The 25,863-nt window shown below is 62.6% G+C and carries 26 protein-coding genes and 1 pseudogene; 10 read left to right on the top strand and 17 right to left on the bottom strand.

The window, feature by feature from the left end:
• Window positions 1-30 precede the first annotated feature (30 nt).
• The 8 genes from MB84_RS11040 to MB84_RS11000 form a co-directional block, all read right to left on the bottom strand.
• Window positions 31-1,241 (bottom strand): IS3 family transposase gene (locus tag MB84_RS11040; protein ID WP_157122856.1). Its coding sequence is split into 2 segments (ribosomal slippage): window positions 31-926 and window positions 926-1,241, totalling 1,212 coding nucleotides; the frame shifts between segments, so codons are not numbered across the junction.
• A 233-nt stretch (window positions 1,242-1,474) separates the two neighbouring features.
• On the bottom strand, window positions 1,475-2,008 hold the full coding sequence (locus MB84_RS11030) for an ureidoglycolate lyase (protein WP_046291818.1): 534 nt from the start codon (window positions 2,006-2,008) through the stop codon (window positions 1,475-1,477).
• A gap of 60 nt (window positions 2,009-2,068) precedes the next feature.
• The gene (gene alc, locus MB84_RS11025; protein ID WP_046291817.1) at window positions 2,069-3,091 is read right to left on the bottom strand and encodes an allantoicase; all 1,023 of its coding nucleotides are present in this window, start codon (window positions 3,089-3,091) and stop codon (window positions 2,069-2,071) included.
• Window positions 3,092-3,148: 57 nt separating this feature from the next.
• Complete coding sequence (gene uraD / locus MB84_RS11020; RefSeq protein WP_245725528.1) at window positions 3,149-3,682, bottom strand: 2-oxo-4-hydroxy-4-carboxy-5-ureidoimidazoline decarboxylase; 534 nt, start codon at window positions 3,680-3,682, stop codon at window positions 3,149-3,151.
• 149 nt (window positions 3,683-3,831) lie between these two features.
• Entirely contained in the window at window positions 3,832-4,776 is a 945-nt protein-coding gene (puuE, locus tag MB84_RS11015; protein WP_046291815.1) for an allantoinase PuuE, read from the bottom strand.
• A gap of 355 nt (window positions 4,777-5,131) precedes the next feature.
• Window positions 5,132-6,067, bottom strand: coding sequence for a muramoyltetrapeptide carboxypeptidase (gene ldcA / locus MB84_RS11010; RefSeq protein ID WP_046291814.1), 936 nt, complete (start codon window positions 6,065-6,067; stop codon window positions 5,132-5,134).
• Window positions 6,064-6,618, bottom strand: coding sequence for a tRNA adenosine(34) deaminase TadA (tadA, locus tag MB84_RS11005; RefSeq protein ID WP_052653164.1), 555 nt, complete (start codon window positions 6,616-6,618; stop codon window positions 6,064-6,066). Before tadA ends, ldcA begins: the two co-directional genes overlap by 4 nt.
• A 170-nt stretch (window positions 6,619-6,788) precedes the next feature.
• A complete protein-coding gene (locus MB84_RS11000; protein ID WP_231965182.1) occupies window positions 6,789-7,388 on the bottom strand; it encodes a GntR family transcriptional regulator in 600 nt (199 codons plus the stop codon).
• A gap of 335 nt (window positions 7,389-7,723) precedes the next feature.
• Between MB84_RS11000 and MB84_RS10995 the strand changes: the two genes are divergently transcribed.
• The 5 genes from MB84_RS10995 (at window position 7,724) to MB84_RS10975 (ending at window position 12,281) form a co-directional block, all read left to right on the top strand.
• Entirely contained in the window at window positions 7,724-8,833 is a 1,110-nt protein-coding gene (locus tag MB84_RS10995) for an ABC transporter substrate-binding protein (RefSeq protein WP_046291812.1), read from the top strand.
• 146 nt (window positions 8,834-8,979) lie between these two features.
• Window positions 8,980-9,873, top strand: coding sequence for a branched-chain amino acid ABC transporter permease (locus MB84_RS10990; protein ID WP_046291811.1), 894 nt, complete (start codon window positions 8,980-8,982; stop codon window positions 9,871-9,873).
• Window positions 9,866-10,753, top strand: a complete 888-nt coding sequence (locus MB84_RS10985) for a branched-chain amino acid ABC transporter permease (RefSeq protein WP_046291810.1) — start codon at window positions 9,866-9,868, stop codon at window positions 10,751-10,753. The genes MB84_RS10990 and MB84_RS10985 overlap by 8 nt, the downstream gene beginning before the upstream one ends.
• Entirely contained in the window at window positions 10,750-11,565 is an 816-nt protein-coding gene (locus MB84_RS10980; protein ID WP_046291809.1) for an ABC transporter ATP-binding protein, read from the top strand. Before MB84_RS10985 ends, MB84_RS10980 begins: the two co-directional genes overlap by 4 nt.
• The gene (locus MB84_RS10975) at window positions 11,562-12,281 is read left to right on the top strand and encodes an ABC transporter ATP-binding protein (RefSeq protein WP_046291808.1); all 720 of its coding nucleotides are present in this window, start codon (window positions 11,562-11,564) and stop codon (window positions 12,279-12,281) included. Before MB84_RS10980 ends, MB84_RS10975 begins: the two co-directional genes overlap by 4 nt.
• Before the next feature lie 74 nt (window positions 12,282-12,355).
• On the opposite strand, the gene MB84_RS10970 is transcribed toward MB84_RS10975, so the two are convergent.
• The 3 genes from MB84_RS10970 to MB84_RS10960 form a co-directional block, all read right to left on the bottom strand.
• A complete protein-coding gene (locus MB84_RS10970) occupies window positions 12,356-13,228 on the bottom strand; it encodes a ParB N-terminal domain-containing protein (RefSeq protein WP_046291807.1) in 873 nt (290 codons plus the stop codon).
• 103 nt (window positions 13,229-13,331) lie between these two features.
• The gene (locus tag MB84_RS10965; protein WP_046291806.1) at window positions 13,332-13,946 is read right to left on the bottom strand and encodes an LON peptidase substrate-binding domain-containing protein; all 615 of its coding nucleotides are present in this window, start codon (window positions 13,944-13,946) and stop codon (window positions 13,332-13,334) included.
• 94 nt (window positions 13,947-14,040) lie between these two features.
• The gene (locus tag MB84_RS10960; protein WP_046291805.1) at window positions 14,041-15,015 is read right to left on the bottom strand and encodes a LysR family transcriptional regulator; all 975 of its coding nucleotides are present in this window, start codon (window positions 15,013-15,015) and stop codon (window positions 14,041-14,043) included.
• A gap of 113 nt (window positions 15,016-15,128) precedes the next feature.
• Between MB84_RS10960 and MB84_RS10955 the strand changes: the two genes are divergently transcribed.
• Entirely contained in the window at window positions 15,129-16,406 is a 1,278-nt protein-coding gene (locus tag MB84_RS10955; RefSeq protein WP_084009715.1) for an MFS transporter, read from the top strand.
• A gap of 9 nt (window positions 16,407-16,415) precedes the next feature.
• On the opposite strand, the gene MB84_RS10950 is transcribed toward MB84_RS10955, so the two are convergent.
• Window positions 16,416-16,856, bottom strand: a complete 441-nt coding sequence (locus MB84_RS10950) for a LysR substrate-binding domain-containing protein (protein ID WP_211279368.1) — start codon at window positions 16,854-16,856, stop codon at window positions 16,416-16,418.
• An 87-nt stretch (window positions 16,857-16,943) separates the two neighbouring features.
• Between MB84_RS10950 and MB84_RS10945 the strand changes: the two genes are divergently transcribed.
• Window positions 16,944-17,648 carry an SDR family oxidoreductase gene (locus MB84_RS10945; protein ID WP_046291803.1) on the top strand — a complete coding sequence of 235 codons (705 nt, stop codon included), beginning with the start codon at window positions 16,944-16,946 and terminating at the stop codon, window positions 17,646-17,648.
• On the opposite strand, the pseudogene MB84_RS29860 reads toward MB84_RS10945, so the two are convergent.
• A pseudogene (locus MB84_RS29860) lies at window positions 17,632-17,769 on the bottom strand (alpha/beta hydrolase); the annotation flags it as partial. The gene MB84_RS10945 and the pseudogene MB84_RS29860 sit on opposite strands and share 17 nt — an antisense overlap.
• A 145-nt stretch (window positions 17,770-17,914) precedes the next feature.
• Window positions 17,915-18,775: a Crp/Fnr family transcriptional regulator gene (locus tag MB84_RS10940; protein ID WP_046291802.1), complete on the bottom strand. Its 861-nt coding sequence runs from the start codon at window positions 18,773-18,775 to the stop codon at window positions 17,915-17,917.
• Window positions 18,776-18,886: 111 nt separating this feature from the next.
• Here MB84_RS10940 and MB84_RS10935 point away from each other — a divergent pair, with 111 nt between their 5' ends.
• From MB84_RS10935 to MB84_RS10925, 3 genes are read left to right on the top strand one after another with little or no spacing between them, the layout of a single operon-like run.
• Entirely contained in the window at window positions 18,887-20,521 is a 1,635-nt protein-coding gene (locus MB84_RS10935) for an FAD-dependent oxidoreductase (RefSeq protein WP_046293658.1), read from the top strand.
• Window positions 20,518-20,856 (top strand): 4Fe-4S binding protein, encoded by a 339-nt coding sequence (locus MB84_RS10930; RefSeq protein ID WP_046291801.1) that lies wholly within the window; start codon window positions 20,518-20,520, stop codon window positions 20,854-20,856. Before MB84_RS10935 ends, MB84_RS10930 begins: the two co-directional genes overlap by 4 nt.
• Entirely contained in the window at window positions 20,856-21,836 is a 981-nt protein-coding gene (locus tag MB84_RS10925; protein ID WP_052653160.1) for an ABC transporter substrate-binding protein, read from the top strand. The genes MB84_RS10930 and MB84_RS10925 overlap by 1 nt, the downstream gene beginning before the upstream one ends.
• 262 nt (window positions 21,837-22,098) lie before the next feature.
• On the opposite strand, the gene guaA is transcribed toward MB84_RS10925, so the two are convergent.
• Genes guaA through guaB form a run of 3 tightly spaced genes read right to left on the bottom strand, consistent with a single transcriptional unit; the run spans window position 22,099 to window position 25,816 of the window.
• The gene (guaA, locus tag MB84_RS10920) at window positions 22,099-23,682 is read right to left on the bottom strand and encodes a glutamine-hydrolyzing GMP synthase (protein ID WP_046291800.1); all 1,584 of its coding nucleotides are present in this window, start codon (window positions 23,680-23,682) and stop codon (window positions 22,099-22,101) included.
• On the bottom strand, window positions 23,657-24,349 hold the full coding sequence (locus tag MB84_RS10915; protein WP_052653158.1) for a hypothetical protein: 693 nt from the start codon (window positions 24,347-24,349) through the stop codon (window positions 23,657-23,659). The genes guaA and MB84_RS10915 overlap by 26 nt, the downstream gene beginning before the upstream one ends.
• 6 nt (window positions 24,350-24,355) lie before the next feature.
• Window positions 24,356-25,816: an IMP dehydrogenase gene (gene guaB / locus MB84_RS10910; protein WP_046291799.1), complete on the bottom strand. Its 1,461-nt coding sequence runs from the start codon at window positions 25,814-25,816 to the stop codon at window positions 24,356-24,358.
• Window positions 25,817-25,863: the final 47 nt, after the last annotated feature.

The following is a 25,863-nucleotide window of genomic DNA, read 5'->3' as shown; positions in this document are numbered from 1 at the left end:
GGAGTTGACCCTGTAAAACCGGACACACCATCACACTAAGGTTGCTGAATCCATCGAGCGCCGGAACTCGCGAGGCGAGCGGTATTTCAGCGCGCTATGGGGGTGCTTCTCGTTGTAATGCTCAAATGCAATGGCCAGATTGTGAGCAGCGGTTGCAGCATCCGGCTTCGGCATGAAGGCGACGTAGTCGCGCTTCATCGTTTTCACGAAGCTCTCGGCCATGCCGTTACTTTGCGGACTGCACACGGGCGTGGTCAATGGCTTTAGTCCGATGTTCATCGCAAACCGGCGCGTATCGTCAGCCGTATAGCCCGAACCATTGTCGCTCAGCCACTCGATTTCGGACGGCGTATGCACCTCGTTGCCGAACCGATTTTCCACTGCGGCCAGCATCACGTCGCGCACAATGTCGCCGCTGTGGCCTGCTGTCGTCGCCGCCCAGCTCATCGCTTCTCGGTCGCAGCAATCCAGCGCAAACGTCACACGCAGCGGCTCGCCGTTGTCGCAGCGGAACTCGAAGCCGTCCGAGCACCATCGCTGATTGCTGCGCGCGACGGCCACTTTGCCATCATGTCGACGGTGGGCTCGCGGCGCAATCGGTCGGCGCTGCGTCAGCAGCCCATGCGTTCGCATGATGCGATAAATGCGCTTGGCATTGAACGGCGCCAGTCCAACTGCAACGCGCTCGTTGCGCAACGTGCCCCAAACCCGCCGGTAGCCATAGCTGGGCAAATCGCCGACGACACGGCGGATTTCCTCGACTACAGTTTCGTCGTCGGTCGGCCTTGATTGCCGGCCATCGCGCCACGTCGCCGGACGCGACAGTCGTGCCGATACGTTCGAGCGCGACACGCCGAGAACTTCACAGACCAGTTTCACTGGCCGTCCTCCGGCAGCAAGGGCGAGTGCGCTATCCATTTTTTTGCTCGGCTGTATTCAACTGCTTCCCGGAGAATCTCGTTCTCCATTGTTTTTTTGCCGAGCATCCGTTGCAGCTCGCGAATCTGCTTGAGCGCATCAGCCAACTCCGATGCCGGAACCACTTCTTCGCCAGCCTTGACCGCTGACAGGCTACCGTCCTGGTACAGCTTGCGCCAGTGGAATAGCTGGTTCGGGTTCACGCCGTAATGGCGCGCGACCATTGAAACCGATTTTCCCGGTTCGAAACTCTCGCGAACCATCGACAGTTTCTGCTCCGCCGTCCAGCGACGCCGGCGCTCTGGGCCCGTCAACACTTCCATCACTTCCTGCTTGGTGTTAGTCAAAAACACAGTCTTATGCCTACCCGTTATTGTAAGTGGGTCGCTGTGTCCGGTGTTTCATGGGGCCGCTCCACGCCGCCCACACGTCTCCTGTCCCTCCCCACGCCTCACCCCTTTCCTCCACGCCTCACTTCGCTTTTCCCCCGCCCAATAAAAAACGCCGAGCATCGCCCGGCGTCCCTTATTACCGCTTCCTTCGCTTCCTTCTTCACTTACGCAGCTTTCTGCGCTCCTACCACCGCATCCAGCGCCGCCTGCGTCAGCAAATACACACCCGGCAAATCCTGCTCGTCACAGTTGTGCCCCTCACCACCCCGGTCCACCACCACAAAGTCACTCACCTCATCCAACGCCAACAACGGGTGATGCCACACGCCCCTGGCATAGTTCACCCCCTGCCATCCATCCGAGACGAACGCACGCAGCTTGCTCACGTCCAACTCGCCCGCCGGAGCGACGACCACTAAATACGGCGTCGTCTTCAACGGGATGAACGCCTGACTGCCCAACGGGTGACGCTCCAACATCTTCACCTCATACGGCAACTGTCTCGGCTGGCCTCGGAAGACGTTGACCAACGTGCGTCCGCCCTCCGGGCCCAGATCCACCGTCGCTAAATCATGGAAACGCTCCGTCGTCCCGCCATTGATCGCGAAATGCTTCGCACCCTCCAACTCGATCACATCGCCGAACGGCGCGAACGCCTCTCGCGTCAACCGCTCGATCTTCAATGCCGGTCCCGCCATGTCACGCTCCTTGTTCTCTCTGTTCGTTTCGCTGTGCTGCTGTCCTTCGCGGTCACCTCATCACGCCTTCTTGTCGCTCAACCGTCCCCACAGACGCAGGCGTGAGACGCCGCCGTCCGGAATGATGTTGAAACGGATGTGCGTGATCGCCCCCAACTTCTGCACCTGCTCTTCGAAGTAGAACTGCTTGTCCATCGCCAACTTCTGCTCCGGCAACAACACGGGCCAGAACATCGATTGCGTAATCAGTGACTGTTCGGTCCCGCCCGTCACGTACGCCGCCTGGATAGAACAGCGGTCCGGGAAGTTGCCCTTGAAGTGCGCCGTGTCCACTTCGATCTTGCCAATCTCGCCCGGCTGCGCCAACGCAATAATCGCCCAGTCATTGCCCGGCTCACGACGACGACGCGTCTCCCACCCATCGCCCATGTTCACGCCACGGCCCGGCATCAACAAGTTCGACGCCAAACCGAAGTGCTGGTTGTTTGCCGCCACCACGTAACCGCCGTTTTCCATCGCGATCAGGTCGATCAGCTCATCTCGCGACCGGCCCGCCCAGTCGCTCTGCGGCAACCCATACAAGCGCAAACGCGCCAGACCGCCATCCGGGTACAGGTTCACGCGTACGTGGGTCGCCGCGCGCTGCTGTGTGATGGCATGGTAGTGGTGTGCGTTGCCCTGCAAGGTGGTCGACGGCAGCAGTTCGAACCATTCGGCCGACTCGGTCGGTGCGCCGTCCGGGCTGTAGCAACCCTCAAGCGACGCGGCCGGGGGGAAGTTGCCCGTGAAGTGGCTCGTGTCCAGATCGACGCCGAACAACACGCCCGGGCGCGCCAGCTTGACGATGCACCAGTCATAGCCGTTCACTCGCTTGCGACGCGTCTCCCAACCATCCATCCACTTGCCGTTCTCGTCGTACTTGCCCGGGATGAAGACAGCGGGCTCCGGGTTGAGCATGCGCTCTTTGGCCGCGAAGAATTCGTCGGTCGCGACAAGCGCTTCGGCACCCAGACGCGGGTCGGCCAGATTCACATAACGGCGCACGAAGTCCGGTGCGTTCGGGTCTTGCGGGACGAGGGCCATGCAAACTCCTTGTTGCTCGGTAATGTCTGAAACTTAAAATATGACGGTGTCGTACGCTCAGTCGCGCACGAGGTCTTGCAGCCGGAAACCGGCGATACGGAAAATCTGGCGCAGGCATTCTTCGATTTCGTCCGCACGGCTGTTCTCCAGACGCGTCGCGAAGTTCTCGATGATGCTGCTGCGGGTGTGGCCACGCACGGCCAGGATGTACGGGAAGCCGAATTTGACTTTGTAGGCGTCGTTCAGCGCAGTCAGTCGCGCAAACTCTTCTGCACTGCACTGGTCCAGTCCGGCACCTGCCTGCTCACGCGTCGATTCGGCAGTCAGCTCACCACGCACAGCCGCTTTGCCAGCCAGTTCCGGGTGGGCGCGGATGAGGTCGAGTTGCGGCGTCTCACCCGCATCGATCACGGCTTGGCACATCGCGTCGTGCAGTGCATTGACGGTCGCGAACGGGCGGTCTTCCCACGCCGTTTCGGCCACCCACGGGGAATGCTCGAAAATGCCGTCGAGCGCGGCAATGAATTCGGCGCGCGGTAGCGCCGACAGCTCGGCAACGGTACGTTGGGTCATAGGCAACGGGGCGTTCATTAACTGCTCTCCTGGAGAACAACGGTGGCGCCCCGCCGCACTTCTCGCGCAGCCCGATGACGCCTGTCGGATTCGAATTCAATGTCGGGCGGTCACGTCCTGCCGGACACGCCCCTATCAAAGACCTGATCTGCGATTCAATCGCCCGCTCACGCCGCGACGAACGGATGGCGCTCTTGCCAGTGGCGCGCCACGTCGATACGACGGCACACCCACACGCGATCGTGCTTTTCGATGTGATCGAGGAATCGCTGCAACGCTGCGAAACGGCCCGGACGACCCAGCAACCGGCAGTGCATCCCGATCGACAGCATCTTCGGCGCTTCGTCCCCCTCGGCGTACAAGACGTCGAACGCGTCGCGCAGGTAATGGAAGAAGTGGTCCGCCGTGTTGAAACCCTGCGGCGCAGCAAAGCGCATGTCGTTGGTGTCGAGCGTGTATGGCACCACAAGGTGCGGCTTCACTTCGCCACTGCTGGTCTGCACCTGCGTCCAGAACGGCAGGTCGTCGCCATAGTTGTCGGAGTCGTACACGAAACCACCCTGCTCGACGACGAGACGGCGGGTGTTCGGACTGTCGCGACCGGTGTACCAACCCAACGGTGCGCTACCGGTCATTTCCTTGAAGATGTCGATGGCGATGCGCATGTGCTCACGCTCTGTCGCCTCGTCCATGTTCTGATAGTGAATCCAGCGCCAGCCGTGACACGCAATCTCGTGCCCAAGCGCCTGGAATGCTGCCGTCACCTCCGGGTGACGCTGCATCGCCATCGCCACGCCAAACACGGTCAGCGGCAAGCCCCGCCGCTCGAACTCGCGCAAGATGCGCCACACGCCCGCGCGCGATCCGTACTCATAGATGGACTCCATGCTCATGTGACGGGCCTCGTAAGCGGCCGCGCCAATGATCTCGGACAGGAACTGCTCGGACGCCTTGTCACCGTGCAACACGCAGTTCTCGCCGCCCTCTTCGTAATTCAGCACGAACTGCACGGCAATGCGCGCACGTCCCGGCCAGTCGGCAAACGGGACATGACGGCCGTAGCCGATAAGGTCGCGGGGATAATCCTTGGAATTCGCGTTGCTGCTGGCCATGATGTCTTGGCGTCCTTCTGATGGCGGAACGATCGAAGAAGTTTAGCCAAATACATCCGCACGAAACATAGCCATATTCAGATATTCAGCCTGCGCTTTGACATATAGTCGCCCCCCGTAACGGCACTATCAAGGCGCCGGACCGCCATACCGAACGCACAGGCGGCATTTATTTCCCCACTTACGCCCTGTGCCGCAATTCCTCTCAAACACCCACCAAATCACCCTCAACATCAGCAAAATCACGGCATTCTTCCGGACGACAAAAAAGCACGCCGGGCGACGAACTCCTCCCGGCGTGCTTCCGTTACTCGCGATTCCCACATTTCCGGATGCCCGCACACCCGGCGTTCGTTCACGCCGCGGCCATATAGGGATATCCCGTAAGCGTGAGCGTGACCTGCGCACCCGACGTCGACAATTTGGCCTGCCCGCCCACCGGCAAAGTCAGCTTGTCGGGGCAATGACCGAACGGCATGCCAGTGACGATCGGGATGCCGATGATCCGGCGCATGCTCTCTATCATGGTCGCCATGTCGTAGCCATTGTCGTAGTCGGTCAGACGATATTGCGAAAAGTCGCCCATCACCAACGCACGCTGACGCGCCAGAACGCCCGACTGATGCAACTGGTACAGCATGCGCTCGACGCGGTACGGCGGTTCGTTCACATCCTCCACGAACAACACGCCACCGTCGATCTGAGGCAGGTATCTCGTGCCGATCAGGCTGCACACCATCGCCAGATTGCCGCCCCACAACATACCCGACACATCGATATCGCCACCCGCACCATCCCCCGTCCATCGGGCGACGTGCGACTCGGACTGCAACACCGACTGGAACTGGGAGACGGTGAACTCGCTCAGCGTCTCTGCCCCGAAGTCGGCCAGTAGCATCGGACCCGCGAACGTCGTCACATGCGATTGCGATAACAACGCCAGTTGCAATGCCGTGAAATCGCTGTGCCCGACGATCGCGACACGCTCGCCGCACAGCCGGTCATGCAACGCCTTGTAGTCCAACTGGTCGAGCAGGTGCACCGCGCCGTACCCCCCTCGCATCGCGAGCACGATGTCCGGCAGCGGATGGTCGCGCCGCGCAAGATCGTTGATCTCCGCGACGCGCTCGGCATCGGTGCCAGCAAAACGCAGGAAGCGCCGCGAGGTGACGTCGCGATTACCGACGGTGTAGCCGAGTTGCTCCAGCGCCGCAATACCGCGCGTCGCAACGTCGGAATCCGGCGCATACCCGGACGGCGCAATCAGTTCGATAAGACGAGTCTGCGTCACTTGGAAGTTTCCGATGGGGGGACGGAAGTATCGACGGCCACCTCGGCTGCCGACGACGACTGAGCCAGACGACGCGCTCTCGCTGCCGCACGACGCTCGCTGAAAAACGTTTGCAAGATGCTCACGCACTCGTCGCGCATGACGCCACCGACGACGTCGGCATGATGGTTCAGACGCGGCTCCGCGAACAGGTCGACGACACTGCCGCACGCCCCCGTCTTGGGGTCGGAGGCGCCGAACACGACCCGCTTGATGCGCGCGTGCATGATCGCGCCCGCACACATGACGCACGGTTCAAGCGTCACATATAACTCGCAGTCGGGAAGACGGTAGTTGCCCAACGCCTGCGCCGCAGCACGCAAGGCTTGCATTTCGGCATGGGCCGACGGGTCGTGACCGCCCACCGGACAGTTGTGCCCGACGGCAACTACCTGTCCGTCGCACACGACCACGGCGCCAACCGGCACCTCTCCCTGCGCCATCGCGGCGCGGGCCTGAGCAAGCGCCAGGCCCATGTAGGTCTCGTCGGTCGCGGGTAAATCTCGGTTCATGAAACGCTTTGAAAGTTGCGGATGTTGCAGAAGTCGGACACGCCCGCCGCACATCGCCGATCACGGAATCATCCCGGTATCCACGAAGTCCGGCGCGATTGGCCGCAAGCGGCAATGCACTATTCTCGCACAGCGTCCACTCGGGCAATTCACCGGACGCGCCGTGGGCGTCAGAACGACGCGCGCGACAGGAAGCTGAGATCTTCGCGGGCGAGCGCCTTGATCTCGTTACGCGTTGTGAGGATGTGCGCTTCGAGCATCGAGACGACGGCCGCCACATCACGTCGACGACAGGCCGCAAGAATCTCGTAATGATCGTGCTGCGGCTTTTCCTTGCCGGTCGCCTGCGACATTGCCAAATGCGAATATCGATCGGTGTTCAGGCAATACTCTTCGATCAGGATCCGCAAACGGCGATTGTTCGCCGGCGCCGAAAGCGCCAGATGGAAACGGCGGTTGTATTCCGCCCATTCGGAGACGACCTCGGAGGCCGAATACTCGGCCAGGATCTGTTCCATCAACTGGAAATCGCGCTCCGCCATATTCGGTACCGCCAGCTTGGCGGCATGGCATTCGAGCGCCACGCGAATGTCGAGCATCTCCATCAGCTGTTCGAGATTCATGCTCGCAACCGTCGCACCACGGTTCAGATGGTGCGTGACCAATCCCTCCGCTTCGAGCTGCCGCAGCGCTTCGCGCACAGGCACCCGGCTTGACCGAAAACGCTCGGCGAGCGCTTCCTGACGCAATTGAAATCCACCCGGGAGCACGCCACTCAAGATCTCGTCTCGAAGCGTGTCGCGGATGGCCTGATGAAGTGCTTGGGGTCCGGGGGTTCGCATATGGCGCGATTAGAGCATATTTTTTACCCATATTGCGATTCTGGATCCAATCGTCTAGCATTGGATCCAATATATTATTTTGGATCCAAATCAATCCTGTTTTGACAGGTGCAAATGGGTTCTACCAGGGGAGACAGTCCACATGACGACATCGGTCGTCATGCGGCGCTCCCCCGAGCGTCGCCGCCGACATGTGGACGCACGGTCATCGGCCAAACGCGCTTTTTTCTGCAGGCTCAACTGACTCTTTTCGGGGGAAATTCATGTCATTGAAACTTCGCAAGTTGATCGTCCCGGCCGCACTGGCATTCGCCTTTGCTTCGCATGTCAACGCGGCAGACGATACGGTCCGCATGGGGGCGGTACTCTCGCTGACCGGTGCAAACGCTACGGTGGGCGAAGATGTTCGCCGTGCCGTTGCGCTTGCGGTGGAAAAGGTCAACGCGCAAGGCGGCGTGATGGGTAAGAAGTTCGACGTCGTCGTCGAAGACTCGGGGGGCAATCCGACCACCGCTCTGAATGCCGCACGCAAGCTCGCCACCGTCGACAAAGTGCCCGTGGTCATCGGCGAATATTCGTCCGGCATTACGCTGCCGATGGCGCAATATCTGGTGAAAGAAGGCGTGACGCACATCAACATCGCCAGCACGAGCGTGAAAGTTAAGGATCTCGGCGCGACTTCATTCAATCTGATCGGTCTGGAGAACCTCGGCAACAAATTCTCCGCCAAAGACGCGTGGGATCTCGGTTATCGCAATATCGCCCTGATCGCACCCAACAACGCTTACGGTCAGGGCGTGGCGCACGGCTTCCGGGAGGAATTCGAAAAGCTCGGCGGCAAGGTCGCCACGGAACTGCTGTACACCGCAGGCCAATCCACGTATCGCCGCGAACTTCAGCAGGCCTCGCGCAGCAATCCGGACGCCTACATCTACACCGCGTACGGTCAGGAATCGGCCGTCCTCAATCGCGAAGCGTTCGAACTCGGCTTGCGTCAAAAGCCCTGGTACGCGATCTTGCTGTCGATGAGCCTCTCGGATACCCCCGCGAATATCGCCAACGGCCAACTCGGCATGGAAGTCGGCTCGGTCCAGGGGACCGTCGGCAAGCAGTACATCGACGCATTCCAGGCGAAGTACGGTCAGGCACCGAAGACGTCGTACACGGGTTACGCCTACGACGCCGTCATGCTGAGCGCTGCCGCCATCAACAAGGCAAAGTCGACTCAGCCTGCAGCCGTGCAAGCTGCATTGAAGACCGTTGGCAACAACTTTGCCGGGGTCACTGGCCCGATTTCGTTCGACGCGGATCGTCAACGTATCGACCCGCCGTATGCAAAGCTGAAGTACGACGGCAAGGTGGTGCCGCGCTAAATCGCCACTCCTCTCGTTGGCCAGGTTAGCTACCTCGGTTTGAACGTGATGCGCATCGGCAACGCCATGACCGGCGTTGCCGATGTCGTGTCCGGCGGCGTCGAACGATCGCCGCCCATGCCAACGCTTCACTGCGAATTCATTTCATGCTCCAACTTCTTGTCGATACGCTGTTACGCGCGTCCGATCTGGCCCTGATCGCCCTCGGGCTGTCCATGGTCTACGGACTCGTCAAGTTTCCGAATATCGCCCACGTGCAGTACGCCATGGCGGGGGCCTACCTCACCTATGCGATGGCGACGTTCGGTCTGCCGCTCTGGGCGTCGCTCATGCTTGCCGCGCTCATGACCGGCGCACTCACGCTAACCATGCACCGGCTCGTCTTTCGCAAACTGTTGCGCGGCGGACCGGCCATCGCCATGATCGGCTCGCTCGCCGTCTCGATGCTCGTGATCGCCTTCTGCCAGGGCATCGCAGGCTCGTTCCCGAAAATGTTCAACCTGCCCCTCACACCCCCGATGCTTATCGGCGACGCCCGCATCACGCAGTTGCAGCTCTATTCCGTGTCGACCACGATTGCGCTGCTGGCCGTCTTTGCGCTGGTCCTCTTTTACACACGCGCTGGACGTGCCATGCGCGCGCTCGCGACGAATCCGTCGCTCGCCGCCGCGTCGGGCCTGAACGCCGAATGGATCACACGAGGCGTCACCTTCGCATCGGGCGCCGTCGCCGGTCTGGGCGGCGGACTGCTGGCCCTGTCGGCCGGTGCGCACGTGCAACTCGGCAACGACATGCTGCTTCCCGTGTTCGCCGCCGCGATTCTGGGCGGCCTGGGCAATCCGCTCGGCGCAGTGGCCGGGGCCGTACTCATCGCGCTGACGGAAACGCTGGTGACGAACCTGAATTTCGGCCCGATGCTCGGCAAGACCGTCGCCTTCCTACCAGTGGGCTACATCAATGCGGGTGCGTTTCTTATCCTGTTGCTGGCATTGCTCTTCAAGCCCTACGGGCTGTTCGATCGCGAGGTGCGCCGTGTTTGAGTTCATTGTTGCCACCCTCACGGTGGCCGGCATTTACGGGATCATGGCCCTCGGCCTGAACCTTCAGGCAGGTTACGCCGGGCTGCTCAACTTCGGTCACATTGCGTTCGCCGGGCTCGGGGCCTACGCCACCGCCATCACGATGCAAGCCGGTGGATCGCCGCTCCTCGGCATGGCGATCGGCGTCGTTGCCGCTGTCGCACTCGGCGCGGGTATTGCGCGTCTCGGACGTCAGTTGGGTGCCGACTACTGGGGCATCGCAACCCTCGCGATTGCGGAAATCCTGCGCACCATCGCCACCAACGAGGGTTGGCTCACGGGAGGCGCGAATGGCATCAGCCCGATTCCGATGCTCTTCGACTCGCTGCCACGCCCCTACGACACGCTGGCGTTTCTGGCCCTTGTGATCGCAATACTGGCCGCTTTCACGTGGCTCACCAAGCGCCTCGCCGACGGCCGCTTCGGTCGTGCCTTGCGTGTGATGCGCGAAGAGCCGAAACTCGCCGCCTGCTTTGGCTATAACCTGCGCTCGCTCAAATCTCGCGCCGTGATGACCAGCGCCGCCGTCACCGCCGTGGCCGGTTCGCTGTATGCACACTTCATGAGCTTCACCGGCCCCGACTATCTCCTCTCCTCGGAGACGTTCGCGTTGTGGACGATCCTGATGATTGGCGGCATCGGCAACGTATGGGGCGTACTCGCAGGCACGGCAATCGTACAAGGGGCGTACACGCTGGTCCCGTTTGCCAAGGACTACCTGCATTTCGGCTCGGACAGCGCCGGTGCGCTTCGACTGGGTGTCATCGGTCTGATCCTGCTGGCCTGCCTGATGTGGCGCAGCGAAGGACTCGTGCCGGAAAAACTGAGGAAAATCGCATGACGCATCCCGTCAAACCTTTACTGGAAGTGCAAGGCGTCGCCAAAGCATTCGGTGGCAATAAGGTCCTCCAGGATGTGACGTTCGACGTCATGCCTGGCGAAATCGTCGGTCTGCTGGGCCCGAACGGGTCGGGAAAAAGCACGCTGCTCAATACGATTACCGGCTTCGAAAGCCTTGACGCCGGACACATCTCACTCGACGCGCATCGTATCGATACGCTCCGGGCCGACCGTATCGTGGCTCAAGGCGTCGCGCGAACGTTCCAGTTGCCGTCGATGCCCGCACGCATGTCGGTGATGGAAGTCGCCATGGCCGCCGCCACGGCGCACCATGGGGTGTTCTCGACGCTGCTGGGCACGCGCGGCGCTCGCGAAGCGGAAGCCGCCGCACGTGTCAGAGCAACGGCCCTGCTCGACGAACTGCTGCTCACCCATGTCCGTGACTTACCGTCCAGCGCGCTCTCGGGCGGTCAAAAAAAGCTGTTGGGTATCGTCTGCGCGCTGATGGGCGCGCCCCGCATGCTGATGCTCGACGAACCGACGGCGGGCGTGCATCCGAATCTGAGACGAGACATCGTCGCAGCACTCAAGCGGTTGAACGCTCAGGGCATGACGCTCGTAGTGGTCGAGCACGACATGCACTTCATCCGTGAGCTGTGCACGCGCTGCATCGTGCTCGATCGAGGGCACATCGTCGCCAGTTGCCATCCGGACGATCTGTCGTCCAACGAACGGGTATTGCAGGCCTACCTCGGGGGTGGCGCTCACACGGCAACGCCCAGCGCACGCATGAGAGAAACGGAGTCCGCATGATTCAGATCGACAATGTCGTCGCGGGATATACCGCAGAGGTCGACATACTCAAAGGGATGACGCTGCACGCAGCGCCGCACGAAATCGTCACGCTGCTCGGCCCGAACGGTTGCGGCAAGTCGACGCTCCTGAAGACTATCGCAGGCTTCGTGCTGCCGCGTGAGGGCCGCATCGTTCTGGAAAACGCAGACGTGTCGCAGTTACCGGTGCATCGCAAAATTCGCCAGTGCGGCGTCGGCTTCGTGCCACAGACGGATAACGTTTTCGGTACGCTGACGATTCGCGAGAATCTTCAGGTCGGTGGACATTATCTGAGCGATAGCGAGTGCAGCCGACGCATCGATGAACTTTGCACGCTCTATCCGGTGCTCGGTCGCAAGCGCAATGCCCCGGCGGCATCGATGTCCGGCGGCGAACGCCAGATCCTGGCGCTCGCGCGCGCACTGATGCCCCGGCCGCGCTTGCTGCTGCTCGACGAGCCGTCTGCCGGTCTCTCGCCCAAGGTGCTGCACGAAGTCTTCGACGCCATCGTCCGCGTTCGCGATCAGGAGCAAGTCACCATTCTGATGGTCGAGCAAAATGCGATGGAAGCGCTCCGAATCTCGGATCGTGCCTATGTGCTGTCGATGGGAACGGTCGCGCTCACGGGCGCAGCCAACGCCTTGCTGGAAGATGAACAGGTACGCGAGTTGTACCTGGGAGGACGCGCCGCCTGACGCGGCGGGCATCGCAACGCACAGCGAGACGTGCGTTGCGATGCCGGTCGTCGATGTTTATCGGACGCCTGAAGTTACTTGCCCGCGCGCGCCTCGGCCAACGCAATGGTGAGATGGGCGACCTTCTTCTTGAGCGCGTCGCGCTCGGCCGTCATCGCCTTGAGTTCCTTCGACAGCCGCGTCAACTCGTCGGACGGATCGGCGCTGGTGTCCCACGGGGGTGTGCCGTCGTCGTCTTCGACGATCTCTTCCTCTTTCTTCTTGCGCGGCTTGACCGGACGCGCCTCGCGCACCGAACGCGCCAACTCGCGCAACTCCTGCTTGCCTGCCACCACCGCTGCGACCTGCGCCGCCTGCGGCAAGGTCGACACCGCCGCCGCCGCGTTGATCGACACTTCACCACGCTTGACCGCGTCCACCAACTCCGGTGCCGCCGCATTGTGGATCTGCTCGATCTGCCCCAGTGTATTGCTCGACAGACGTGCCGCGCGCGCCAGCGCTGCACGCGTGAGCGCCATGGTGTGCGCCGGGATCGACGACTTCGATCCGTCCGCCTCCGGTGCCGACGCGTCGCCCGCCGCAGGTGCCGTCGGTTCAGTTGCCGCCGGTGCTTCCGGAGTATCTCGTCCCTCGAGAATGGTCTTCTTGCGCAGGGCCAGCACACCGCGCTGGTAATCGGAAACGCTGCGACGCCCCAGATGGTTGTCGATCATCCACAGATGCACGTCGTCCATCGACTGGAACGTCGAATTCTGGACCGTTCGGAATTCGATGTCGTGCTTGCGGCAGATCTCGTAGCGATTGTGGCCGTCGACCAGCACGTCGCCCCACAGGACAAGCGCGTCGCGGCAACCTTCGGCAAGCAGGCTCTGTTCGAGGGCAGCGTATTCGTCAGGCGTGAGCGGATCGATGTACGCCTTGAGTTCTTGGTTAATCTGGACTGTCATGGATGTGTGTGACGATGCCGTCGCCCGAGGCAACGGCATGGAAAATCTGGGCAGGCGACATTATCGCCTGTCCGGCCGGGATTGACGAAATCGCCGGGCGCACTCAGGACAGTACGCCGTGGTCCGTCAGAAATGCCTGAATCCGGGCCAGACGCGCCACCGGATCGGCAATGCCCAGCAGCGTCTCCTTCTCATGCGCGGGCAATGGCAGCAGTTCGGCCCAACGGTCAGCCACCCAACCGCATTCGTCCAGACGGTACGGCGGCGCCAGCGGCAACTTGGCCGCCCGGGCCGGGTCGCGCTGTAACCCGGCGATCAGCTTGCCCAGGGTGTCCGCACTGACTTGCAGCGTGTCGGGAATGGCGACGCCGTCGTCGGCGGGCAACATCTTCGCCTCGCCCGTCCACAACCCGTACTTGCCCAACTCGACGGACGACAGCCGGAACTTGGTCGTGCCCCGGCACACCAGTTCGAGCAACGCAGGCATGGGTGCGCGCCAGTCTTCGATACGTGCCATGGTGCCAATCATCGCGGGCTCCTCGACGCTGTCCGGCAGCCTGACCTCGCTGCCCTGTCGCAGCACCACGACACCGAACTCGGTGCCGTCCGCCAGACATCGCTTGATCATGTCGAGATAGCGCACCTCGAAGATGCGCAAATGCAACACCCCGGAAGGGAACAAGGCGTTGCCGAGCGGGAAGAGCGGGATCTGTGCCATGCCATATGATGACATGAAGTTGTCCTCTGCAAGTGTCATGTGACGCGTCGCCCCGGTATTCCGGGCGCCCCCCCCGATCCCGCGTCTTGACGCCTCACTGCGCCCCGAACGGCATGGCACCCACGTCACCGCCATGCTTCAACCGACAAATGTCCGGCAACGTGGTCGACTCCTGCGCGAAACGTTCGATCAGGAAGTCGAGCATGGCGCGCACGCGCGGCACCATGTAACGCGTGCGATGTCGCACCGCATACACACCGGCCTCCTGCGCAACGAACGTCGGCAGCAATATCTTCAGCCGCCCGGCGCGGACGTCGTCGGCGGCGTCCCACAACGTCTTGCGCACGATTCCCCGGCCGTCGAGCGCCCAGCGGCGCGCAATCGTGCCGTCGTTCGTCTCCCACGCCTGCGCCATCGGCACCGAGAATTGCCACGTCGTCTCATCCTTTTTGAAATGGAACTCGTTGAGCGGCCCCGAGGACGTGACGAGGACGATGAACCGATGCGCGCCCAGCGCGTCCGGAGTTTGCGGCTCTCCGTAGCGCGCCAGATAGTCGGGCGACGCACACAGCACCCGGCACATCGGCGCAAGACGCCTGGCCACAAGCGTGCCGTCCTCCGGCTCACTGAAGCGAATGGCGATATCCACATCGTCCTGAACGAGATTGGCGATCGAGTCGGTGAGCGTCAGCGATAGCCGAATGTCCGGGTACCGCGCAACGAACGCATCCAGCCACGGCGAGAGCTTATGGGTGCCGAAATCGGTCGATGCCGACAGCCGAATCTTTCCGCGAATCGCTTCGCACCCCGCCTGAAGCGCCGCCTCGCCATCGTCGATGACCTGCAACGCGACCAGGCAATGCGACAAGTAGACGCGCCCCTCCTCCGTGAGCCGTAGCTGACGCGTCGTGCGGACGAAAAGACGGGTCTGCAACGACGCCTCCAGCTTCGCCAGCCGCGCACTCGCCGCCGCAGGCGACAGCCCCAGCTTGCGTCCGGCCGCCGAGAGGCTGCCCAGTGTCGCGGCCGTGGTGAACAGGCGCATGTCGCCTAGTTTGTCCGTCGCCATTTTCTATCTGGTTTTGAAAGTCATTCAAATTGGCGACAGATTATCAAATACAACGCGCATCGGCAGACTACATCGCATCGTCCCGCCGGGACATTCACGTTCAACGCTCGCCCATGTCCGCTTCCTCGCCAGCCGTCCCGCCACCGCCCTCAACGTCCCCCTCGGCCTCCCCGGCGCATCGGAGCGACGCCACCGCATGGGCATCGCTCACCGCGCTGATGCTCGCGACCTTTGTCGCCGCAGCGAACGAGACCGTCCCCGCCGGATTGCTGCCGCAACTGGCGGGCAGCTTTCGCATTTCCGAATCGTGGGCCGGTCAGATGGTGACGCTGTGTGCGTTGGGCGCAGGTCTCGGCGCCGTGCCGCTCACGGTACTGATGCACCGCTGGTCGCGTCGCATGGTCCTCGTTGTCGCCCTGCTCGGCTTCGCGTTGTGCAACGCCGTCACGGCGTTCTCGTCGGACTTTGTGCTGACGCTCGCCGCACGCTTTGTCGTCGGACTCGCGACGGGGCTCGCATGGAGTGAAATTGCCACGTACGCACGACGCCTCGTGAGTCCGTCACGGCAAGGTCGTGCGCTCGCGTTCGCCATGCTTGGCATACCGCTCGCGCTTGCGGTCGGTGTTCCTGCCGCCACGACCCTCGGCCATCTGATCGGCTGGCGCTGGGTCTTCGGCGGCTTGTCGGCGTGCGCGCTGATTCTTGTCGGATGGATGTTGCTGATCGTGCCGGAGGTAGCGAATGCACCTGGCGATGGAAAGAGCGACGCTACCCTCGCTCCGGCAGCCCGCGCCAGCGTGATGGACGTATTGCGTTTGCCGGGCGTGCGTCCGGTACTTGCGGTGGTCATGCTGTGGGTCGTGGCGCATTACACGCTCTACACGTACATCGCGCCATTTCTCGCGTCGTCCGGCATGAGCGAACGACTCGCGACGATGCTCTCGGTCTTCGGCATCTTCACGCTCGTCGGGCTCTGGGGCATTGGCCTGTGGGTGGACCGCTGGCTGCGCCGACTCGCGTTGACGGCACTGGCAACGTTCGTCGTCGTGATCGTCGCCTTTGGCTGCTGGCCGACGTCGTGGCCCGTGCTGATGGCGGGTGCCGTGCTCTGGGGACTGAGCTTCAGTGGTGCGCCGACGATCTTGCAGACCGCGTTGGGCAACGCCGCAGGCAAGCACGAGAGCGTGGCGCAGTCGATGCTCGTGACGGTCTTCAATCTTTCGTTTGCCGCGAGCGGCGTGCTGGGCGGGACTGTGCTGGCAACGTGGGGGGCCGCAGCGCTGCCTCATGTTCTCCTGACGCTTGCACTCGCTGCGTGGGTCGTCGCGTTCGCCGCACGACGCCACGGATTTGCGACGCGCACGCCGCATCAGATTGCGACCACGCGGTGAGCGCCCTCCTCAGCTTGCGGAAGCCGTCAGACGCTGTGCGACGGCCATCCTTAAGAGCCATTCGTGGACGTCGGCGATTTGCGCGGCGTACCGGGTGCGGCGGGGATACACGATGTAAAAGCCCGCCCCAGTACGCAGCACGGTATCAAAGAGCGGCACGAGACGCCCTGCGGCAATATCCGCTGCGACGAAGTCGCGATGTGCGAGCGCCAGACCTTGCCCTGCGACAGCGGCATAGATGGCCAGCGCCGTCTGGTTGAACCATACGTTCTTCGCTTCCGACGTCTGCGCCTTGGGTAAGCTGAGATCGAGAAACTGCGGCCAGGCGTTGTGGGCGTCGTGAAGCAAAGCATGACCTCGCAGGCTCCCAGCGCTCCCTGAGCCATTCGTTTTGCCAGGATGTTTCTGCTGAGTAACGTGTCGAAATCTGATTCGTCGACCGGGTCGCACGGTGTTACGCTTCGAACACTTGAGAACAGTGTTAACCCGTCTGACGTGCCCATCGAGCGGCACCCGACGTCATCGGAGGATAGCAGCATGACAGTAGAAAAAGTGGCATTGATTACGGCCGGTGGCAGCGGCATGGGTGCAGCGGCGGCGCGACGTCTCGCCGCGGACGGCTTCAAGGTCGGCATTCTGTCCTCGTCCGGCAAGGGGGAGGCGCTGGCGGCCGAACTGGGTGGCGTTGGCGTGACGGGCTCGAACCAGTCCAACGAATCGCTCAAGGCACTGGTCGATTTAGCGGTGCAGCGCTGGGGACGTATCGACGTGCTCGTGAATAGCGCTGGCCACGGTCCGCGCGCTGCCATTCTGGAGATCAGCGACGAGGACTGGCATCGCGGCATGGACACGTATCTGATGAACGTGATCCGCCCGACGCGTCTGGTCACGCCGATCATGCAACAGCAAGGTGCGGGCGCGATCATCAATATTTCGACGGCATGGGCGTTCGAGCCGAGTGAGATGTTCCCGACGTCGGCCGTGTTCCGTGCCGGGCTGGCATCGTTCACGAAGCTGTTTGCGGACAAGTACGCAAAGGACAACGTCCGCATGAACAACATTCTGCCAGGCTGGATCGACAGCCTGCCGCAGCAGGAGGTGCGCCGCGAGAACGTTCCGATGCAGCGTTACGGGAAAGCCGAAGAAATCGCGGCGACGGTGGCCTTCCTGGCGTCCGAAGGTGGCGGTTACATCACGGGCCAGAACATTCGCGTCGACGGCGGGCTTACGCGCTCGGTGTGACGTCGCACAGGAACGGGAGGACGTCGGCCAGCAGCACTTCGGGCGCTTCTTCCGCAATGTAATGGCCGCAAGGCAGCGGGTGCCCACGCACGTCGGACGCCACCCGTTGCCACTCGTCGAGTGCTGTTCCCGCACTTTAGCAATTGTCACGCTTTAGAAAGTAGAAATCTCGCGAAACACTGTCCGGTTGGCGACAGATCGCGTCACACGCCCGCCACCACAATGGCGCATCGCACCCGTCGAGCCAGCGGCATCCACCGGGTCGGTCAGGGCGCCACCTCACCGCCCTCGCTGATACGCCGCAATGCTTCAACGTCCAGCAACGTCACGCGTCCGTAGCCCACACGCACGAGTTGTCGGTCGAGGAACCAGCGGAACTCCCGGTTCAGGTATTGCCGCGACGCCATGAGCAAGGCAGCCAGATCTTCCTGCGAGAGCCGCAGGCTCAGCGTGACGCCGTGCGCGTCGGGCACACCGTAGCGACGCGCGAGTGCGAGTAACTGATAGGCGAGCCGGGAACGAAACGGCATGAGGCTGTGACGTCCGAGCCGATCATGCAGGCCACGCGCCCGGGCGGCAATCAGACGCAGCAACGATGCCATGAGTGTCGCGTCGCGTTCGAACTGGATATGCAGCGCCTGTGCGGGGATGTGGAATAACCGCGTCAGTCCTCGGGCGCGCTGATGGTGAACGGAGGTTTCGCCAGTGAGCACAGCGATGAAGTTCGCGACTTCGCCCGGGGGAATGAAGTCTTCGACGGCGCGCCCGCCGTCCGGACTGGTCCACTCCCATTCGAGCACGCCAGAAAGGATGACGTGTATGTCCGGGCAAGGATCACCCGCCGCGTAGATGAGTGCGCCGTCGGGATAGGTCTGTAAATGCCCGGCCCGAATCAGCGCGCCCAGCACGTCGTCTGACCACGTGCGCAGGCCCAGGTTGTTTCGAAAGGCCGTCCAGATGATTTCGCGCTGTCTGACGGTGAGATCCCGCCCGTTCGAGCGCAACGGCAAATGCGAGGCCGCCTGCGCCGCAATGTCCTGCCCGGCATTGGACTGGCTGAAACCGACGTCAGGTGCCGACGCTGACGTCGCCAACGGCACGCGAGGATGCGCGGAAGTTTGCTGCATAACGCTGAAAGTTCAGTGGGAGTACGTTCGCGGGTATCCACCGTACCGCGTTTCGCGCCCCTGCTTAGTGATGAATCGACATATGGAAATTCGACTGAGGAGCGTATGAAGATGACAAAACGCAAAGTGAACGACGTCTTCGTCGGCAAGCGGCACGATGTCGATGTGCTTGTGATCGGCGGTGGCCCCGCAGGCACATGGGCCGCCATCAGCGCGGCCGCCAGAGGTGCCCGGGTGGTGCTGGCCGACAAGGGGTATTGCGGCACGTCCGGGGCGACCGCGCCATCCGGTACCGCGGTCTGGTACGTTCCCGACGACGGCGAAACGCGCGAACGTGCTAAGGCGAGCCGCTTCGAGATGGGGGGACGACTGGCCGAAAACGAATGGATGGACCGGGTGCTCGACCAGACGTGGGCCAACGTCCAGCAACTGGCCGACTGGGGTTACCCGTTTCCCGTGGACGAGTTCGGCGAATCGCAACGCACATCCGTGCAGGGACCGGACTACATGCGCCTCATGCGCAAGCGCGTGAAGGAAAGCGGTGCGCGCATTCTTGATCACAGCCCGGCGCTCGAACTATTGGTGGACGATGACGGTGCGGTCGCGGGCGCGACCGGCGTCAACCGTCAGACCGGCGAGACATGGCTCGTGCAAGCCAACGCCGTCGTGATTGCCACGGGCGGATGCGCTTTCCTGAGTCGCGCACTCGGTTGCAATGTGCTTACCGGCGATGGTCAGTTGATGGCAGCCGAAGTGGGGGCCGAACTGTCCGGGATGGAATTCTCGAATGCCTACGGTCTCGGCCCCGCCTTCGCCTCCGTCACCAAGTCGATGTTCTACAAATGGGCGACGTTCTACGACGAAGCCGGCCAGAAGATCGAAGGTGCTGGCTCGGCACGCGGACGCGGCGTCATCGCCCGCGAGTTGTGCACGGGCAAGGTGTTCGGCTGTCTCGATCAGGCCGATGAACAAATTCGCGCATGGATGCGCACGGCGCAACCGAACTTCTTTCTGCCGTTCGACCGGCTTGGCATCGACCCCTTCACCCAGCATTTCCCCGTGACCTTGCGCCTGGAAGGCACCGTGCGAGGCACTGGCGGCCTGAACGTCGCGGGACATGACTGTGCCACCTCGGTCACAGGCCTCTATGCGGCAGGAGACGCCGCCACGCGCGAGTTGATCTGCGGCGGCTTCACCGGCGGCGGCAGCCACAACGCCGCATGGGCCATGTCTTCGGGATTCTGGGCGGGCGCGGGTGCAGCCACGTTCGCGGCAGGTAATCGACGTGCGCCTGGCGCGTCGCGGTATCACACGGGCGGCGTGGCGTTGCAGGAAACGTCCGGGGCGGGCGACATCGATAGCGCGCAGGTGATTCGGGCCGTACAGGACGAGGTCTTCCCATTCGAGCGCAACTGGTGGCGCAGTGCCGATCTTCTGGACGATTCACTCGGGCGGCTGGATGCGCTGTGGAAACGTTTGCGTACCAGCGCCCCAGTGCGCAACGCGCAGGACGCCGTGCGTGCGCGCGAAGCCGCCGCGATGCTCGCCACGGCGCGGTGGATGTACCGCAGCGCGCAGCAACGCACGGAGACGCGCGGCATGCATCGGCGCGTGGAATACACCGTTACCGACGACGCGCAGCACCACCGCCTGCTAAGCGGCGGACTCGACGAGATCTGGGTGCGCAAACATCCGGTCAACCTTCGTGCGGTGCATAGCGTCAGCCTGCAAGGAGCGCTCGCATGATCGAGATCGTGAACGAAACGCGTTGCACCGCCTGCAACATCTGCGTGCGCGCCTGCCCAACCAACGTTTTCGAAGCCGTCGCGGGGGGTATCCCCCGGATTGCAAGGCAGGACGATTGCCAGACCTGCTTCATGTGCGAACTGTATTGCCCCGAAGACGCCCTGTTCGTGGCCCCACAGGCAGACCGTCCCGCCAACGTCGCAAATGCCGACGACGCGCGCGTGCTGCGCGACGCCACTTGGGGCAGCTATCGCGACGCGCTCGGCTGGGGACCGGGACGTCGCGCCACGGCGTCGCTCGACGCCAGTTATGTTTTGTTGACGAAGGCACATTGATGACGAAAGACACTCGACTCAACGTTTCGCGCACCCGCCGCACGCTACTGAAAAGCGCGGCGGCCGGCGGACTCCTACTTGCCGGCAACGGCGTTCGGGCGGCAAGCGGCAACGGCAAGACGCTGCGCTTCGGCGTGATCGGCCCGGCACGCGCCCCGGCGGCACCGACCGGCTATGCGCTCGATCGCGGCTATCTGCTGCGCGAGTTGGCGCCCCTTGGCTTTAACAACGTCCGCTTCGATATGTTCTCGAACGGCCCCGACCTGAATGAAGCCTTTTTCTCGGGAACGCTCGACGTCGGCATCTATGGCGACACCCCCGCCGTAGTCGCCCGCTCGCAGGGCCTCAAAGCACGATTGATCGGGTTCGAAGAAATCGGCCTCGCGGCCTGGTTGCTGACGCCCCGCGGCGGTGCGGCCAATGTTAAGGCTCTGGAGGGCAAGACCGTCGGCGTGCCGCTCGGTTCGTACATCCATCGCTATCTGCTCGGCGTGCTCAACGGTGCAGGACTCACGGGCCGGGTGCGCGTGGTTCACATGCTCGGCCGCGATGCGGGCGCAGCGCTCGAGCATGGGTCCATCGGCGCTTACGCCGCTCAATCGGACCTCGGGCCAACGCTCGCAGCGCTCGGCTATCCCGTCATCGACAAAGCCAACCAACATCCCGAACTGCTTGGATCGTCGGTCATCGTGTCCTCGAACGACTTGCTGAGCCGCGCACCGGAGTTGCCTGCGGCGTGGAACCGGGCGCGACGCGCCGCGCTGGCCGATATCGACCGGGACCCTGCGGCCTACTTCGATTTCCACCAGCGCACGAGCGGGATTCCGATCGAGACGATCAAAATCTCGCACCCCATCGCCAACTATCCGGTCGAAGCATTTCCCCCGTCGGGGATCCAGCTCCTCGACGGCGTCAAACGCTTTTTGCTCGGTGGTCGCCTGATTCGCAACGACTTCGCCCTGCAACAATGGCAGACCTGAATGGGACTGCCCGCCCGGTGACATGCCTGATTGGACGTTGCCGACCGCCGACATCAAGCTTGTTTATCCAACGAAAAGTCACCCTGCGCCAAAACGGATGCGCTGGCGGATTTTTTGGTGAGGTGGTTTCGGGACTCGGTGACGTCGGCGGACTGAGCGATTTCATCCGACAACAAAAAAGGGCGGACGCCAACGCGTCCGCCCTTCTCGCTTACGAGACTTCAACGAATAGCCTCTGCCGGTTAACGCAGAGGTTCGTCAGTTACTCCCACTCAATCGTCGCCGGCGGCTTGCCCGAGATGTCATAGACAACCCGGTTCAAACCTCGCACTTCGTTGATGATGCGGTTCGAGACCTTGCCGAGCAGTTCGTGCGGCAGGTGGGCCCAGTGCGCCGTCATGAAGTCTTGCGTCTGCACGGCGCGCAGTGCCACAACCCACTCGTACGTGCGGCCGTCGCCCATCACGCCCACGCTCTTGACCGGCAGGAACACCGCGAACGCCTGGCTCGTCAGTTCGTACCACGTCTTGCCGCTGTTCGGCTCGACCGTGTTGCGCAGTTCTTCGATGAAGATCGCATCGGCACGACGCAGCAGGTCCGCGTATTCCTGTTTCACTTCACCCAGAATACGCACACCCAGACCCGGGCCCGGGAACGGGTGACGGTAGACCATGTCGTGCGGCAAGCCAAGCGCCACGCCCAGTTCGCGCACTTCGTCCTTGAACAGATCGCGCAGCGGCTCCAGCAACTTCAGACCCAGCGTCTCCGGCAGGCCACCCACGTTGTGGTGGCTCTTGATCGTCGTCGCCTTCTTCGTCTTCGCGCCCCCCGACTCGATCACGTCCGGATAAATCGTGCCCTGCGCCAGCCACTTCGCGTTCTTCAGCTTCTTCGCTTCCGCCTGGAACACTTCCACGAACTCGCGGCCGATGATCTTGCGCTTCTGTTCCGGATCCGTCACGCCCGTCAGGTGGCCCATGAACTGCGCCGTGGCATCGACGTGCACGACCTTCGCGTGCAGACGGCCCCGGAACATTTCCATCACCATCTTGCCTTCGTTCAGACGCAACAGACCGTGATCGACGAACACGCACGTCAGTTGATCGCCAATTGCGCGATGGATCAGCGCCGCCGCAACGCTCGAATCCACGCCGCCCGACAGACCCAGAATCACTTCCTCGTCGCCCACCTGCTCCCGGATCGCCTTGACGGCTTCCTCGATGTGGTCGCGCATGATCCAGTCCGGCTTCGCGCCTGCAATCTCCAGCACGAAGCGCTCGAGCAGTTCGCGGCCCTTCACGGTGTGCGTGACTTCCGGGTGGAACTGCACAGCGTAGTAATGACGCCTGACGTCGGCCATCCCGGCGATCGGGCAGCTCGGCGTGGACGCCATCAGCGCAAAACCTTCCGGCAGTTGCGTGACCTTGTCGCCGTGGCTCATCCACACCTTGAGCATGCCGTGACCATCGTCGGTACGGAAATCTTCAAGGCCGTCGAGCAACGGCGTATGGCCATGGGCGCGCACTTCGGCGTAACCGAATTCGCGATGGTTGCTGGCTTCGACCTGACCGCCCAACTGGACCGTCATCGCGAACATGCCATAGCAGATGCCCAGTACCGGCACGCCCAGATCCCAGACAGCCTGCGGCGCACGCAGATCCTGATCCTCATAGGTGCTCGCGTGGCTACCCGACAGAATGACCGCCTTCGGATTGAACTCGCGGATGAATTCGTCCGTGACGTCGTTCGGGTGAATCTCGCAGTAGACGTGCGCTTCGCGAACGCGGCGTCCGATGAGCTGGGTGACTTGCGAGCCGAAGTCAAGAATGAGGATTTTGTCGTGCATCGTGAGGTACGGATGAAGTGGATTCGTTGGACGTCGGCGCCGTGTCGGACGGCACGGGCGTGACAATGCCGGTGGCGCCCACAGGCGCGACCGGCGTGGTATTGACTGGTGCGGAGCCGCCGCGAGGCGTCTCCATGCGCGGCTCAGCGCGCGTGCCACGGGCCTCGTCGACGACCCGGGCATCGGCATAATCTCTCGGTGCGTCGCGTCGCGTGTCGCTCACGACACCGCCTCGCACCCGCTCGCCGGCCTGCTGCGCCGCCTGTACGCGCTCCTTCGTGCGCACACTCGACGCCAGCTTGACGAGAATCCCGCCCACTACCAGCAGGACAGCCCCGAGTATGGCAAGCATCCACTTGCCACCGCTCGACGCCACCAACTGGCCGGAGATCAGCCACCCCAGCACGAACGCACCGCTGATCCAGTTGATATGCCCCGTCACTTTCGCGACGGTCGACGTCAACTGGCCATTCACGGTGGCGTGCCATTGCAGCCAGGCCACGCCGATGAAGGCCACGCCCAGCACCTGCGCATACAGCACAGGCGATGGCGCGGGCACATCGATGGCCGCATACAGCGATGACCAGAACGACGCAATCAGCAGCACACCGAGTGCCAGATTCAACGCCGCATCGAGGAACAGTACCGTACGCAACATGGCCTTCATGGGCAATTACTCCACGTGGTAGTTGGGGGCTTCCTTCATGATCTGGACGTCGTGCACGTGCGATTCGCGCATGCCGGCGGCCGTGATTTCGACAAACTCTGCCTTCTCGTGCAAGTCCTTGATCGACGGGCAACCCAGATAACCCATCGACGAGCGGATACCGCCGGTCAATTGGTGCAGGATCGCGTTCACACTACCCTTATACGCTACGCGGCCTTCGATGCCTTCCGGCACGAGCTTGTCGGCGTTGTTGGCCGGGTCCTGGAAGTAACGGTCTGCTGCGCCGTCCTTCATCGCGCCCACCGAACCCATGCCGCGATAGCTCTTGTACGAACGGCCCTGATACAGGAACACTTCGCCCGGCGCTTCTTCCGTGCCGGAGAACATGCTGCCCATCATCACGGTGTGCGCACCGGCGGCAAGCGCCTTGGCCACGTCACCCGAGTAACGGATACCACCGTCGGCGATCAGCGGAACGCCCGTGTCCTTCAGTGCCTCGGCCACATTCGCGATCGCCGTGATCTGCGGAACACCCACGCCTGCAACGATACGCGTCGTGCAGATCGAGCCCGGGCCGATACCGACCTTGACGGCGTCTGCGCCGTGTTCGACCAGCGCCAGCGCGGCGCTTGCCGTCGCAATGTTGCCGCCAACGACTTCAATCTGCGGGAAGTGCTTCTTGACCCACTGCACGCGGTCCAGCACACCCTGGCTGTGACCGTGCGCAGTATCGACCACGATCACGTCGACGCCAGCCGCGACCAGCAACTCGACGCGCTCTTCATTATCCGCACCCACACCAACGGCAGCGCCGACACGCAGCTTGCCGTGTTCGTCCTTGCTTGCCAGCGGGTATTCCGTCGCCTTCGTAATGTCCTTGACCGTCATCAGGCCGCGCAGTTCGAACGCGTCGTTGACGACCAGCACGCGCTCGAGGCGGTGATCGTGCATCAGACGCTCGGCGTCGGCCGGAGAAGCGCCTTCACGCACCGTGATGAGCTTTTCCTTCGGCGTCATGATCACGCGCACCGGCTCGTCCAGGCGGCTTTCGAAACGCAGGTCGCGGTTGGTCACGATACCGATGAGCTGCGCGCCCTCGACGACCGGGAAACCGGAAATGCCATGCTGGCGCGACAGCGCGATCACATCGCGCACCTTCATGTGCGGCGGAATCGTGATCGGGTCACGCAGAACGCCCGACTCAAAACGCTTGACCTTCGAGACTTCCCGCGCCTGCTCAGCCGGCTTCAGATTCTTGTGGATGATGCCGATACCGCCCTGTTGCGCCATGGCAATGGCCAGACGTGCTTCGGTCACCGTATCCATGGCGGCCGACAGCAAAGGCATGTTCAGGGTAATGTTGCGCGTGAGCTTGGTTTTCAGGCTGGTGTCGCGCGGGAGAACGGCAGAGTAGGCCGGGACGAGGAGCACGTCATCGAATGTGAGTGCTTTTTGGATCAGACGCATGGCAAATCCTATAGGCGCAAAACCGAATTATACAGAAATCGCGCGTT

This window comes from Pandoraea oxalativorans, assembly GCF_000972785.3.
Taxonomy (GTDB): domain Bacteria; phylum Pseudomonadota; class Gammaproteobacteria; order Burkholderiales; family Burkholderiaceae; genus Pandoraea; species Pandoraea oxalativorans.
The sequence above is the reverse complement of the archived record's forward strand: the minus strand, read 5'-3'. Positions and strand labels throughout refer to the sequence as shown.